Source organism: Bradyrhizobium altum (assembly GCF_020889705.1).
GTDB classification, from domain to species: domain Bacteria; phylum Pseudomonadota; class Alphaproteobacteria; order Rhizobiales; family Xanthobacteraceae; genus Bradyrhizobium; species Bradyrhizobium altum.
In genome coordinates this window covers 191,128-204,203 of record NZ_JACMYP010000001.1, presented here as the reverse complement: position 1 = coordinate 204,203, position 13,076 = coordinate 191,128, and the positions used below count along the sequence as shown (strand labels likewise).

Below are 13,076 nucleotides of genomic sequence, written 5' to 3'. Positions count from 1 at the left end.
GACAGCCGTCGCGCAAGGATGCAACTCCAAGTCCGCATTCTACGTCGCGATTGCACTCGTTCCGCACCATCAACAATCTGGCGACAGGAAGCCGGTGGCCGTTTCGCTGTACCGTTCGCCCGACCGCGGACACACCAGATCCTTACCGAGCCGCTCGCCGGCTCTACTCATCCAGCCGATCCTTCTGGCGGGATTTCCTGCCATCAGCGCAAACGCGGGGACGTCCTTTGTGATCACCGAACCAGCCCCGATAAAGCAGTATTCGCCCAGCGAATGCCCGCAGACGACGGTCGCATTGGCACCGATGCTTACGCCGCGCCCGATCGGCGTCCTGCGAAACTCGTCCTTCCGAGAAACGTCGGCACGCGGATTGTTCACGTTGGTGAAGACGCAGCTCGGACCGCAAAACACGCCGTCCGCAAGCTCGACGCCGTCGTAGATCGAGACGTTGTTCTGGATCTTGCAGCCGCTTCCGATCCTGACATTGGGACCGATCATCACGTTTTGGCCGATCGAGCAATTCTCGCCGATGATCGTGCGCGACAGAATATGGCAGAAATGCCAGACCTTGGTGCCGCGCCCGAGCACGGCACCGTCGTCGACGTAGCTCGACTGATGGATCAAAACGCCGGGGAAGCGCGGATCTTCGCGCATCTCGCTCATTTGTGCATCGCCCTCTGGGCAAAGGCGTGAACGCCGTTGCTCCGGACGAGCGGCGCATGGCGAAACGTGGAAACGATATCGATCGACGGACGAACTTCGTCCAGCCTGAATCCGCGGCCGGCGATGATCTCCTCGTAGCTTCGTGTATGGAGATCGGTGAAACCGTCGGAAAACTCGACCGCTTCGCCGTCCACGGTGATGGAGCGATAGGTCGTCTTCTTGCCTTTCACGCTGTTCGGCAAATCGCTGCGGTCCAGAGACAGGAACCAGCTTACGTCCGCGCGCTCGCATTCCAGCGAGCCGGCCGCCCTCTCTGCCTCACGCAGGTGCGCCTCATTGCGGCTGGCGGGTCCAAACACGAAGCTCAACATATCGAAGAAGTGCACCCCGATATTGGTAGCTACACCGCCTGACCTTTCCTCGGCGCCCTTCCAGGAGGTGTGATACCAGCGCCCGCGCGAGGTGATGTAGGTGAGCTCGACCTTGTGGCGCTTCTGCGAATTCGCGAAGCGATCCCGAAGCGCGATGATCGCCGGGTGCAGGCGCAATTGCAGGATGGTGGAGATGCGCCGGCCAGTATCTCGCTCAATGGCCGCCAACCCGTCGATGTCGCCCGGATTGAGGACCAGCGGCTTCTCGCAGATGGCATCGACCCCGGAGCGAAGTGCAAATCGGCAGTGCGCGTCGTGAAGGTAGTTCGGCGAGCAGATCGTCATGTAGTCGATCTTCTTGCCGTCGCGCTGCAACGCGCCGACGTAACGATCGAACAGCTCGAACTCCGTAAAGAACTCGGCATCGGGAAAATGGCTGTCTATGATTCCCACGGAGTCGTTTGGATCGTAGGCCACGGCGAGCTCGCCGCCGGTATCGGCCATCGCCCGCATGTGTCGCGGCGCGATATAGCCGGCGGCACCGATCAGTGCGTAGCTCGTCATGAAAACCCTCTCTTCGAACGTTCAGCTTGCTTCAGGCAAGCTACCGCACTCGGGGTGAATCGAGCGTCACACCCAAGCCAAAAAACTTCCGTCACGCCTGCCAAGTGCAGGCGTACTCAAGCCGCAGCGATCAGACCCGTCCCAACGAAAACGCGGACCTGGCGCCCGAGCAAGTTCAAGAGAACAGCCACGCGATGGTGATCGCTTGCATCCTCCACGAGCGCAATACTATCGACGAATGCACCCTCGACAATTCGCACCTTGTCGCCGGGCGAGAAAGCCGGCCTGCGCGCAAGCGCAACGAATCCAGCTTCGTCCTCACGCGACTTCAAGGCATCGATGATGCCGTTTTCCACCGCGGCCGGCCGATCGCCGACGCACACGAGATGTGAAACACCGAGCGTCGATTGGATGGCGCGCCACCGTTGGGCTGCAACATCGATCGCAACGAAGAGGTAACGCGGGAACAGCGGTCGCGGCACGAGCTCGATCTTCCGCGCATGGCTGCGGCGTTTCTGATAGCGAGGAAAGTAGGTGGAGAAGCCCTGCCGCACGAGGCCAGCCGCCGCTTTTGCTTCGGCATTGACCTGTGTCTGCACGACACACCAGCGGGAACCGGGCTCCATTGCCATCACGCCCCCTGCCGCTGCTTTGGACGCAGGCCCAGCAGGTCCGGCGCAAGCACTTTCTCTGCCCCGAAATTGCTGACCGCCTGGTCGAATACGCTTCGCGCTGCCGTCAAATTGGTCACAACGACCGCATCAAACGGCTCGTCCACCAACGCATAGGAGGAAACCACCTTGACCCCAATGAACCGGGCGGCGGTTGCATCGGGATCGACGACCGCAAGGACCGATATTGGCCCGTCGACCGCGCAGAGGATCGCAATTTCGCAAAGATCCGATTGCCCGGCGAGCACAACCCGCCTGAAGCCACGCGCCTGGGCGCGCTCGAACAGCCTGCCATATTCCTCCTTCGCCTTGCGGAACAGCGAAAAGGAGTCCGACAGGAATTGGACGGTCAGTCGCGATTTCTCGGAGAAGCCTTGCGGCGTGAGGTAGTAGGCATAACGCCGCGCCGGCGCCTGCCCAACCTTGACGAAGCCCTTCTTGATCGCCCGCTTCAGATAGGCGTTGACCAGGCCGAGCGCGACGCCGAGATCGGCCGCGATCCGCCGCTGCGACTGCGCACCATCGGCTTCAAGCGAGGTGAGCAGACCGAGCACCAGCCGGTCGCTGTCATTCTCATCTGTCGGTAGAATGCCCGCCATCACGCCTATCCCCACTGGAGGAGGCTGATAGCGCGTTCACCGGATGAACGTCAAGCGAATTCGTTCACATGATGAACAAACCAAGTCATTGATAATAAAGGAAATTTGTCCTACCTGATGTGTCGTTAGCGCCACACCTAGCCGCGATCACCGGGCTCAGCCAGATACCGCGCAGCCAGCGTCGAATAGCTGTATCGCTGCGCGATGGCAACGCGATCATCCCGCGCACGTGCCCGACCGTCCAGCGCCGCGCTCAGCGATGCGGCGAGCACAGCGGGATCATCCGGCGCGCACCGCGCGGTCACCAGGTCTCCGAGCCCGGCGAGCGCCGGCTCTTCGCAGGCGATGACGCTGCGCGGCGCGAACAGGCAGTAATCGAACAACTTGTTGGGACTGATGCCGTGGTGATAGAGTGCATTCTTATGGAAGGCCACGACCGCGCAATCGGACGCATGCAGCATGCCGTGCACGATCGATCGATCGACCTCGTCCTGAAATTCGACATTGGCAAGCGCGGCCGCGCGCTGCTTCAGTGCTCCGTGCGAGGTGCCCGAGCCGATCAGCACGAAAAATATCTCGGGCCTCGTCCGGCCGAGGACGGAAGCTGTGTCGAGAATGACCTCCACGGCGTTCGGCGGCCCCATGCCGCCCGCGTAGAGGACGACCCGCCTGCCCTGATGCCTCAGCTGATTGATGCGGTCGATCAGGGGATGAGCAAGACGTTCGATCGTCAGCGCGCTCTCGATTTCTCCGTCGGACACTCCGTTGGGGATCCACAGGAACCGGCCTGCCGGCAGGCCACGCGCGCGCATATGGGGTTCTGCGCCAGCCAGCAGACAGATCAAACGACCCGCCGCACGATAGGCGGCGCGCTCCTTCCAGCCCAGCATCTTCATAAGGGGATGCCATGCCGGGGTCATTCCAAGCGCGATGATGCTCTCTGGCCAGAGGTCACGGACCTCTAGCCAAAACCGGGCACCGAAACGCCGTGCGACCCGACGTGCCGCCGAAATGAAGAACAGATGTGGGCTTGACGCGATCATTAGGTCCGGCTCGCCGAACTGCGCAGCAATTGCAGACGCCCCCACGCGAAGTGCCGGCCCAAAGCTCAGATTGTTGCGAAGCCGCCCTAGGCTGCCGCGGCCATAGCGGGGCGTATCGAGAAACCAGAAGTCGACGTCATTGATCCGCTGCGGCCCCGGAGCGCGCGGCTCCCTGTGCAGATGATGGAAGCCGGCGCTGACCACCACCACCCGATGCCCCATCTTTCCCCACGCGTCCGCCAGCCAGAACGGACGATAGTGGCGGCCGAGGCCTGGCCCCCCGGCGAACGGATGCACGAGCCAGATGTTCATCGGTCCGCCTCGGGCGACGCCAGACCGGCGTAAAGCCGGTTGAGCTCCGCCGCGTCATGCTGCCAATTGAAATACCGGGCAACCGCGGCGCGTCCCGCCAGCCCCAATCCGATCGCCTGTCCGGGATCGTCCGCAAGCGCGGACAGGCAGTCCAGCAAAGACTTGCGATCTCTCAGCGAGACCACAACGCCGCACCCGGCCGCCTCGACGATCTCCCTCGACTTCGGCAAATCACTGGTAACGACGGGCAGCCCGGCGGCCATGTATTCAAACAACTTCGTTGGCAATGAGAGCAAATAGTTCGGTTCGGGCAACAGCAGATTGAGGCCGATCAGACTTTCGTTCAGCAACGTCGCGATGTCACCCCGGCCCAACAGGCCCCGGTATGACACATCAGCCGACGACGTCTCAAGCCAGGCTTGTTCTTCGCGGCCAATGGTCCCGGCGAGCACCAGCGGCAGCCGGACGGCAGAACACGCCTCCACCATTTCGACCAAACCGCGATCAAAACTGGTGCGCCCGACATAGACCGCCTGGCGTCGCCGCTTTGTCGTTGCCGTCGGCTCGATGAATTCATCCAGCCGAACCGTGTTCCTCACCAACGTGACATCAGCACCATAGGCGTGAAAGCGTTCGGCGATCGCCGGCGTCGCCGCCACGATCGCATCGAAACGCCGCGCGGCCGCTCGCTCCGCCAGTTCCATCCCGCGTGAGACAAGGGGGCGCATCCAGGGCCAGATCCACCGCTTGGAATGGATATCGGCCGGCACGTCCTCATGAACATCGTAGATCACCTTGCAGCGCTGCCGCTTCAGCAGCAATGCGAACGGGATCAGCTCAGGATCGTGAAATTGCACGACATCCGCCTTGGCCGCGCGGGCAAGCGCGGTCGCAGCGTGTCCCATCACCCACGGGCGCTTCCACCGGGCAACCGGCGGCAGTTCGACCAATTTGAACTCGATGCGTCCCGCGTCCCCCGGGCGCGGCGGCCGCGCCACAACCGTGACCTCGTGACCTGCCTCGGACAGGCTTCGCGCTTCCTTCTCAACAATTCGAATGTCGTTGGCTGAATGGACACTCGACAACATGCAAATCTTCATGGGGCTCCCACCCGGAAGCGTTCGCCCCAAAGTGCCACACAATAGAGCCGCCAGCGCATTCCGAGGTCGAGCCGGTGGAATTTCTTCTTCACCGCGGCCATGTCGACGTAACGCGCAAGCAGCGTGCTGCCGACGACCTTCTCATACATCGCTGGCGAATGCCGGTTGAGCCACAGCTGATCCGGCGCTGCAAACCCGATCTTGTCCTTGCGCCAGGTGATGTTGGTCGGAAGCAGGTCCTGCATCGCTGCACGAAGCGGCCATTTCGTCCACCCATGGTTCAGCTTGACGCGCGTCGCAGGCTCAGCGCAAACTCGACGAACCGGTAGTCCAGGAATGGCAATCGCGTCTCGATGCCGAACCGCATCGAGTTCTTGTCCTCGAAACGCAGCAGCATCGGCAGGTTGGTTTCGGTGATCTCCAGGACCTGCATGTCCTGCGCATCCTCCGTCTTCCGCGCAAAACGCCGAAGGCATTCCGGCAGCTCCGGGCTCTTCAGGAAGGAATATTGCCAGCGATAGAACGCCGCGCGCAGCCCGGCGGAGCTCGCTCCAAACAGATACATCAGCAAGCGCCTGGCTGAAACGCCAGCGTGTGTCGCCGCGCGGAAGGCGGAGAAAAATCCGCCAACGCCTGAGTGCTGAAGCTGGTCACGCAGCCAGGCCGCATAATAACGGTGATAGCCCAGCAGCGTCTCGTCGCCACCCTGACCATCGAGCAGCACGATCACGCCATTCGAGCGTGCCGTCTTCATCACCTCGTATTGCATCATGATCGAGGGGCCTCCGAACGGCTCCTCCTGAACGTCAAGCAAGGCTTCCGCAGTCGATGCGAAATCCTCATATCCCGGCTTGGTGCGCAACCAGTTCAGCTCGGCCTTTGCCACTACGTCGGCGGCATATGCCTCTTCGTTGTTGGCGGCCTGCTCGCTCACGGCCGTGATGGCAAAGAAGCGATCATTGGTGGTCGACGCATAGCGCCTCGCAGCCAGCGTCGCGACGCTGGAACTGTCCAATCCGCCCGACAGGCAGGTCCCGACGCGAACGTCGGAGCGCAGGCGCAGACGTGTCGCATCGTCGAGCAGCTCCGCCAGAGCTCTGGGCACATCCGCGTCACCCGGCACGGCCGAACGCGGCGCCAGCGAATAATAACACTCGATCGCGATGTGACCTGTCGTCACATCGAGGCGCATCTTGTGTCCGGGAGGCAGCTTCTCGATACCCCTGAAGAAGGTCCGGTTGGTGTGGTCACTCAGGCCGCAGACGAGAAAGTCGCGAACGAGTTCGTCGTCTGCGATGGAACGCCCGATCAACGGCAGCAGCTGGCGAATTTCCGATCCGAAGGCGAACTGCGTCGTCGTATCTGCGAAGTAGAACGGCTTGACGCCAAAACGGTCGCGCGCACAGAACAGCGTATCGTCGCGCTCGTCGTGGATGGCAAACGACCACATGCCGTTGAAGCGGTCGAGGCATTTCTCGCCCCAATGGACATAAGCCGCCAGCAACACCTCGGTGTCCGAAGCGGTGTGGAAGACATACCCAAGCGTCTCTAGCTCCGCGCGCAGCTCGAGATAGTTATAGATTTCACCGTTGTAGGTGATCCAGATCGGAAGAAGCTTGTCGCGCATCGGCTGCGCGCCGTCATCAGTCAGATCGATGATGGCCAGTCGCCGGTGCCCCAGCCCGACACGGCCATTGATCCTCACTCCCCGGCCGTCAGGACCGCGGTGCGCAACGAGATCCGTCAATCGATCGACTTGACCGGCATCGACGAGCCCGTTCTTGGCGACTAGGCCGAATATGCCGCACACGGTTTGATGAGCCTAATCCGCTTGGGTTTCGTGATCAGTCCGACAGACAGCGCATTTGATCAGCCGCATCCTGCGCGCAAACGCTTCGCGTTTGTCGCGAGGAAGCACCACGCAGCCCTCAAAGCGCTTCTCTAGCCTGTTCACGCGATGAACGTCAACCTTACGGCGCAAGGAAGATGTGGCAGGCGGCGCGCCGGACCGAGCGAGCGCCGCGGGGCTACGCGGGAGCAGATGGCTTGCGAACCATCGCGGTGAGGCTTAGGGGTTCTATTGGGAAGCAGCCCATCTCCCTAGGGAACTGCTGGCAAGCCAGACCAGGCAAATCAACGAGTTCGTGGGACCTAATAGAGTCCTCGCAGATCGAGCGACGTGGTCGTTCAAAGCAACATCGAGCCCGGATATTCGGCAGCCCCCCGCTGCACTGGTAGTTGTCCTGGCGTCCCCGATCGTCTAGCAGAGCGGAGGAGCCACGAGGGCATCACAATGGACCATGGCGAATACGTCTCGAAGACCGCAGCGCACTACACTGAGCAGTGGGGCGCAGACCTAAAATTTGGCGATTTTGTCAAGCAGAACCCCGACACAGCCAAGGCCATGCCGTCCCGTCAACTACCATGGCAAAGCCTGTTCGACAAAATCCGAGACGAAGCCAGCCGGCGCACGGTGAAGGTCTACGACGCAGCCTGCGGCTACGGCGACATCATGAATGCGCTGACGGCAACCCCGAATCCCAGCGGCCTTCGTTATTTCGGGATGGACCTCCACGGTTCACTGGACGATATCGAACGCCCGGCTAACGCTTCGCTGGTGCAGGCCGACATCACGAAGCCAGCTGATCAAGGCCTGTTCGATTTCATCCTGTGCCGTGCGGCAATCCATCACACGCCGAATCCACCAGCTACCTACCGGACGCTGGTCGATCAGCTTGCAAGCGGTGGCACGATCGCGATCACAGCCTACGCAAAGAAAACGCCAATGCGGGAGGCGATCGACGACGCTCTGCGATCGGAGATCGTCGCCATGGACACCGGCGCGGCCTTTGCAGTGGCAAACCAGATCACCAAGCTCGGTCGTGACCTTCAGGCGTGTGACGGCGTCGTCACGATCGCGGAGGATTTGCCGTTCCTCGGCATCAAGGCCGGCCGCTACCCGGTGCAATCGTTCATCTATCAGCATTTTATGAAGTGCTGGCACAACCCGAACTTCTCTGAACGACATTGCGACCTGGTCAACTTCGACTGGTACCACCCGCCCTACGCGTACCGTTATGAAATGGATGAGCTAAAGCAGTGGTCAGCCGAATGCAGTTTGGTAGTGGCCAGGACCGCTTCGACCGAGGCACAACACTATCTCGAAGCGGTCAAACCCTAGCCGAGGCTTGACCGGTGTCGCGAGACGCCGAGGCAGCTTTTCCATCCACGGCCGCCTATTTTGCTAGTGACTTGTCGAAACATCCGCATTCGGCTCAACCTTCACGCCGATTTTGCGCCTGGCTGATCGACACCCCGGTGAACCGCTCGCCGCATCGCATCGGCAAAACTCGCCGCGAAGGCGCGCACGCGACCGTCTTGCTGCGGAACGATGTTTCGCACCACCTGTGCGTGGCTTTGCCCCGATAGCTGCGCCAGGTGATCTGCCAGCGCGGCTGCATCATCGACGCCGAAATAGCGCGCAGCCCCTTCGGTCTGTTCCCGATGCACGTCGATATCGGACAGGACCATCGGCACGCCGAACGACTTGGCCTCCTCGACCGTCGAGCTCCAGCCTTCGAAACGCGATGGATTGATCATCGCGCTCGACGCCCGCAGCAGCGCATAGACGTGAGCCAGCGGAATGATGCCGACGTGGCGGAAATATGAATCCAGGCCGCGCTTCTCGACCTCCGATTTGACGAGCTCGTAATATCCGGCCTCACGCCGGTCTTCGGTGCTACCAGACGCACAAACGACCACGTTCACCCCGCGGCGCTTCAGGATGGTCAGCGCGTCGACCACAAGCCGGTGGTTCTTGTGACGATAGAACTGGTTTGGCAAATAGAAGTAGTTCTCCGGCAAGCCATAGGTCGCGATAACCTCGCGCGGATCCTCGTTGAGAAGCGCGGCGGGCGGCTGGGTCGCGAAGCGAACGACACAGACCTTGTTTCTGACGCGCGGATAGTAGGCCTGGAAATCATGCAGCGCGCTTTCGCTGCTCAGCATGATCGTCCGGCCAGAGGCGATCTGCACGCGGAAGCCGAGCTCACGGCGCCATCGTGCGGTGGTTGGAAACAACTGCGGCAAGGAGCGGTGTTGCAGATCGGGTATCCAGGCCACCGCCGGCAGCGCAAGCCGCCAGCCAAAAAAGCGCGCCGATTCGACGACCGCATCGACCCGCGCATCTCGAAACGCCTGCGCGGCGCCACGATCCAGACCACCCGCAAGCGCGGCCGTCAGGCCCGGCTGTCCGTCGAATGCCGCTGAGCGCGCGATCTCGACGCCGGGGATCGCTGCTAGCTCGGCAAGCTCGCTGGCATCAGCCTGATGCCCGGCGAGAACGACCGGAACGAATTCGCCGGTACGAAAGCGGGCCAGCGCCGTAAACAAATTGCGCTGATAGTTATACCCGCCAGCCCAGAGCGGGCGTGAAATGTGGTTGAACGCAAAGCGCACCGGGCCGGCGGACGTCACGAAGCCTGCCCCTTGAACCAGGCCACGTAATCGGCGAGGCCCTGATCGAGCGGAATGCGCCAGTCGAAGCCGATCTGGCGCAGCATCGCAGCATCGGCCAAGAGGTTCATGGGATCACCGGGGCGGCTGACGCCCGAGTGCCGCACGACCGTCTTGCTCCCCCACTGTCCGATGAGACCGGCGGCGATGTCGGCAACGCTCGTTCCCCGGCCCGAACCGCCATTGACGACCCGGAAGGCCTCCGGTGACGACGATGCTTCCGCGACGCTTGCAAGCAGCCGCGCGACATCGCGAACGTCGGTCCAGTCACGTATCTCGTTGCCGGTCCCACCGAGCGTGAGCACCTGCTCCTTGGCGTCGAGCCGCGAACAGATGTCCCAGAGCAATTGCTTGCGCAGGTTGGGCCCATAGACAGAGAACAGCCGCACGACCGTGCAACGCAAGGCGAACGACCGCGCATAACTCGCGCACAATTGCTCCATCATCAGCTTGTGCTGCCCATACGGCGACATCGGAGTTACGATCGCGCTTTCAGCGATCGGGCCGAAATGGTCGGCGCCATAGACGGCCGCACTCGACGCAGCGATCACCGCGCAGTCTGGCGCGGATCCGCGCAGCCATTCGAGCAGCCGCGCGGTGCTCGCGACAGTGCGCGAAAAATCCTCGAACGGCCGTTCGATGGAGACGCCGACGGACGATCCGCCGGCCAGATGAAAGACACGCGTCGGCGGCCCGTGCGCAGCCGCAAGCGCGTTGAGATTCGCCGCATCGATCTCGCCGTTGATCCAGCTCTGCAAGCCGAGCCGCCGGGCTTCCGTTGCATCAAGCGCGCCGTGTCCGACGCCATGCACCGCATGGCCTGCCCCCGCCAACGCATGCGCCAGATGGCGGCCGATGAACCCGTTCGCGCCTGTAACCCAGACGATCATCGCTTAAGCCTTGTGACAGACAAAGGAGTAGAGCCGGCCCGGTCGATGATCGAAACGCTCGGCCATCGACAGCAGCGAGCCGAACAGCCAATTTGAGGCAAGCGCAGTTCGCCATAGCGGAGCAACCGGAATCTTTTGCGACAACTTGGTCACGATCGCGGCTTTCAGGGTCTCCGACGTATAGGGAAACAGGTTGATCGGGCTTTGCAGCGGCGCCAGCGTGTCGACCGCGGAAAACCCGGCGGTGGTGAGCGCGCCGGTGTAGCGATCGAGCAGGAAGGCATGTTCGCCGCCGTAAAGATGATGCAGCGGATGCTGCGCAAGGAACTGCGGAAGATCCGCCTCCTTGCTGATGACATGTTCGCGCGCCGCGATCAGCATACCACCGGGCCGCAGTACGCGAAACATCTCCCGGCACGCCCCCTCGAGATGGCGCGTATGGTGCAGCACAGCGCGGGCGAAGACGAGATCGAACGTCGCCTCGGCGAACGGCAGCCGCTCGGAAAACTCTTCGACCACCTGGATCGGCAATTGCGTCTGTTGCGCCAGACCGCGGATCGCCGCCCCTCCCACGATCGCGCTCGGGTCCGGTTCGAGCGCCGTGACAGCAAAGCCGGTTCGGGCGAGCGCGTAGCTCGCGATGCCGCGACCGGCTCCAACGTCGAGCGCGGTACCTGACCGGCCGGCGAGCAGCGTGGCAACCGCTTGCCACTCGGAGCTCTGGAAATAGCGCTCGGCAGCGCCAACCAGCGGATCGTCGTAGAACGCGTCGAGCACAAGCTGGCGCTGCTCCGGCTGATTGCGCAGCCAGACCACCGCATCCTCCCAGGTGGTAAACTTGCGCTCACCGTTCATCGGGGCCAAGCTCCCTTACCAGCACGGCCGGATTGCCCGCCACGATCGAAAACGGCGCGACATCCCGGGTCACGACCGCGCCGGCCGCGACGATCGCGCCCTGCCCAACCGTCACACCGCGCAAGACCATCGCGCCCGCGCCGACCCAGGCATCATCGCAGATCTTCACCGGGCTCTCGTCAAGCGAGATATCGTTCGGATGTCCGCGCGTGAAAATCTGCTGGACCTGCCGGTGCCGCTCCGTCGCCCGCAACGGATGCGTGAGATTGTCGAAAACATTTGCCGAATGCGAGATCAGAACGCGGTTGCCGATCTCGATCGAGGCCGCCGACCAGATCCGGGTGCCCTCGCCGACGTAGCACCACTCGCCGATTTTGATCTCCCCACCATGCGCGAAGGTCAGGAGCTCGCCCAGGATGCGGCTGTTGCGGCCGACGACGATCTTGTCGGAATCGCCACGGATGTTTCTGATCCTGGCATAGCGGCCGAGCGCCGCGTCCGCCTGCAAGCGGCACGTCGCGCGACCGAGCAGACGCTGGATCAGATAATCGAGATTCATGCAGTCAACTGCAGGCACGCAACGGCGCGCGACGACGCCGCAAGGTCGTTGCCCTGCCCCTTGCCGGTGTGGATGTCGAAAACGGTGGCGTCGGCGAGCGCCTCGGCGCTCTGGCGCGACCAGCCTTGTCGCGAGTAGCCGAAATAGTCGACATGGTGGGACACCGCGCCGAATGCCTCGATGATCCGCTCGATCATGGCAAGATCGAACACCTGATACCAACCGAGATTCTCGCGCTTGCCGAACGGCACGGAGATCAGGCAGGTGCCGCCGGGCTTGAGGATGCGCTTGAACTCCTGCACCGCCGGAACAAAGCCGTCCCGATCGGTCTCCGCGTCGCGCGGATCGCCCGTATACAGCATCTGATTATCGAGGCCGATGTGCTCGATCGTCGAAATGCTGGCGACGGTGTCGAAAACCTGATCGCCGAACATCGTCTTCCGGAGATCGCCGAACACATAGGAGTAGCCGTCATGCCAATAGCACCGCCGCTCGGGTGCCAGCGTCATGATGGTGAGATCCGCGCCGCGCAGCGGCGGACGCTGCAGCAGGAAGTCGTGGTTGAAGGTCGATCCAGCGTCCAGCATCTTGCCGACATTGTTCAATCGGCCATAGACCCAGGGATATTCCACCACGCGCTCGTCCATGGCGACGCCATACCCCGGTGGAAGCTCCTTACCTGCCTGAAGCAGGCCCGCGTCGATAGCTGCGGTGATCGTATCGCGCTTGACCGTCTGATAGCCCGGCCCGAACGGCCGCGGCCGCAACCTGAACAGCGGCACGGCAAGCCCGTCGGCCACCCATTTCAGTTGATGGATCAAGTCACTTGCAAACATCATCTCGGCCCGATCGCCCGCCCGCTGGCCGGCACTGTGCACCGTCTAGAGCCTTTTCCGTTCCGATGGAATCGGAACGGGGCTCCAGACTGGTGTTT

The 13,076-nt window shown here is 62.3% G+C and carries 12 protein-coding genes and 1 pseudogene; 1 reads left to right on the top strand and 12 read right to left on the bottom strand.

From position 1 onward, the window contains the following. Nucleotides 1–69: 69 nt before the first annotated feature. The 7 genes and pseudogenes from H8B02_RS00970 to asnB all read right to left on the bottom strand — a co-directional run bounded on the left by H8B02_RS00970 (nt 70) and on the right by asnB (nt 7,133). Nucleotides 70–663, bottom strand: coding sequence for an acyltransferase (locus tag H8B02_RS00970; RefSeq protein ID WP_229164163.1), 594 nt, complete (start codon nt 661–663; stop codon nt 70–72). After that, the gene (locus H8B02_RS00965; protein WP_229164161.1) at nt 660–1,598 is read right to left on the bottom strand and encodes a Gfo/Idh/MocA family oxidoreductase; all 939 of its coding nucleotides are present in this window, start codon (nt 1,596–1,598) and stop codon (nt 660–662) included. The genes H8B02_RS00970 and H8B02_RS00965 overlap by 4 nt, the downstream gene beginning before the upstream one ends. A gap of 116 nt (nt 1,599–1,714) precedes the next feature. Then, nucleotides 1,715–2,230 (bottom strand): transcription termination/antitermination protein NusG, encoded by a 516-nt coding sequence (gene nusG, locus H8B02_RS00960; protein WP_229164159.1) that lies wholly within the window; start codon nt 2,228–2,230, stop codon nt 1,715–1,717. Then, the gene (locus tag H8B02_RS00955; protein ID WP_229164151.1) at nt 2,230–2,868 is read right to left on the bottom strand and encodes a winged helix-turn-helix transcriptional regulator; all 639 of its coding nucleotides are present in this window, start codon (nt 2,866–2,868) and stop codon (nt 2,230–2,232) included. The genes nusG and H8B02_RS00955 overlap by 1 nt, the downstream gene beginning before the upstream one ends. Before the next feature lie 137 nt (nt 2,869–3,005). Next, a complete protein-coding gene (locus H8B02_RS00950) occupies nt 3,006–4,223 on the bottom strand; it encodes a glycosyltransferase family 4 protein (protein WP_229164149.1) in 1,218 nt (405 codons plus the stop codon). Beyond that, nucleotides 4,220–5,311 carry a glycosyltransferase family 4 protein gene (locus H8B02_RS00945; RefSeq protein ID WP_229164147.1) on the bottom strand — a complete coding sequence of 364 codons (1,092 nt, stop codon included), beginning with the start codon at nt 5,309–5,311 and terminating at the stop codon, nt 4,220–4,222. The genes H8B02_RS00950 and H8B02_RS00945 overlap by 4 nt, the downstream gene beginning before the upstream one ends. A gap of 8 nt (nt 5,312–5,319) precedes the next feature. After that, a pseudogene (gene asnB, locus H8B02_RS00940) lies at nt 5,320–7,133 on the bottom strand (asparagine synthase (glutamine-hydrolyzing)). Between the two features lie 483 nt (nt 7,134–7,616). Here asnB and H8B02_RS00935 point away from each other — a divergent pair. Continuing rightward, nucleotides 7,617–8,504: a class I SAM-dependent methyltransferase gene (locus H8B02_RS00935; protein WP_229164145.1), complete on the top strand. Its 888-nt coding sequence runs from the start codon at nt 7,617–7,619 to the stop codon at nt 8,502–8,504. Nucleotides 8,505–8,605: 101 nt separating this feature from the next. On the opposite strand, the gene H8B02_RS48335 is transcribed toward H8B02_RS00935, so the two are convergent. From H8B02_RS48335 to H8B02_RS00910, 5 genes are read right to left on the bottom strand one after another with little or no spacing between them, the layout of a single operon-like run. Then, a complete protein-coding gene (locus H8B02_RS48335; RefSeq protein WP_229164143.1) occupies nt 8,606–9,799 on the bottom strand; it encodes a glycosyltransferase in 1,194 nt (397 codons plus the stop codon). Next, a complete protein-coding gene (locus H8B02_RS00925) occupies nt 9,796–10,728 on the bottom strand; it encodes an NAD-dependent epimerase/dehydratase family protein (RefSeq protein ID WP_229164140.1) in 933 nt (310 codons plus the stop codon). Before H8B02_RS00925 ends, H8B02_RS48335 begins: the two co-directional genes overlap by 4 nt. A 3-nt stretch (nt 10,729–10,731) precedes the next feature. Next, nucleotides 10,732–11,583 (bottom strand): class I SAM-dependent methyltransferase, encoded by an 852-nt coding sequence (locus H8B02_RS00920; RefSeq protein WP_229164138.1) that lies wholly within the window; start codon nt 11,581–11,583, stop codon nt 10,732–10,734. Continuing rightward, nucleotides 11,573–12,142: an acyltransferase gene (locus tag H8B02_RS00915; protein WP_229164136.1), complete on the bottom strand. Its 570-nt coding sequence runs from the start codon at nt 12,140–12,142 to the stop codon at nt 11,573–11,575. Before H8B02_RS00915 ends, H8B02_RS00920 begins: the two co-directional genes overlap by 11 nt. After that, nucleotides 12,139–12,981 (bottom strand): methyltransferase domain-containing protein, encoded by an 843-nt coding sequence (locus H8B02_RS00910; protein ID WP_229164135.1) that lies wholly within the window; start codon nt 12,979–12,981, stop codon nt 12,139–12,141. The genes H8B02_RS00915 and H8B02_RS00910 overlap by 4 nt, the downstream gene beginning before the upstream one ends. Nucleotides 12,982–13,076 lie beyond the last annotated feature (95 nt).

What these genes read in the sequence shown, in the direction of transcription:
- H8B02_RS00935 (WP_229164145.1), top strand. Translation starts at nt 7,617, where the DNA reads ATGGACCATGGCGAATACGTCTCGAAGACCGCAGCGCACTACACTGAG.
- H8B02_RS00915 (WP_229164136.1), bottom strand. Translation starts at nt 12,142, where the DNA reads ATGAATCTCGATTATCTGATCCAGCGTCTGCTCGGTCGCGCGACGTGC.
- nusG (WP_229164159.1), bottom strand. Translation starts at nt 2,230, where the DNA reads ATGGCAATGGAGCCCGGTTCCCGCTGGTGTGTCGTGCAGACACAGGTC.
- H8B02_RS00955 (WP_229164151.1), bottom strand. Translation starts at nt 2,868, where the DNA reads ATGGCGGGCATTCTACCGACAGATGAGAATGACAGCGACCGGCTGGTG.
- H8B02_RS00970 (WP_229164163.1), bottom strand. Translation starts at nt 663, where the DNA reads ATGAGCGAGATGCGCGAAGATCCGCGCTTCCCCGGCGTTTTGATCCAT.
- H8B02_RS00945 (WP_229164147.1), bottom strand. Translation starts at nt 5,311, where the DNA reads ATGTTGTCGAGTGTCCATTCAGCCAACGACATTCGAATTGTTGAGAAG.
- H8B02_RS00950 (WP_229164149.1), bottom strand. Translation starts at nt 4,223, where the DNA reads ATGAACATCTGGCTCGTGCATCCGTTCGCCGGGGGGCCAGGCCTCGGC.
- H8B02_RS00910 (WP_229164135.1), bottom strand. Translation starts at nt 12,981, where the DNA reads ATGATGTTTGCAAGTGACTTGATCCATCAACTGAAATGGGTGGCCGAC.
- H8B02_RS00965 (WP_229164161.1), bottom strand. Translation starts at nt 1,598, where the DNA reads ATGACGAGCTACGCACTGATCGGTGCCGCCGGCTATATCGCGCCGCGA.
- H8B02_RS00920 (WP_229164138.1), bottom strand. Translation starts at nt 11,583, where the DNA reads ATGAACGGTGAGCGCAAGTTTACCACCTGGGAGGATGCGGTGGTCTGG.
- H8B02_RS00925 (WP_229164140.1), bottom strand. Translation starts at nt 10,728, where the DNA reads ATGATCGTCTGGGTTACAGGCGCGAACGGGTTCATCGGCCGCCATCTG.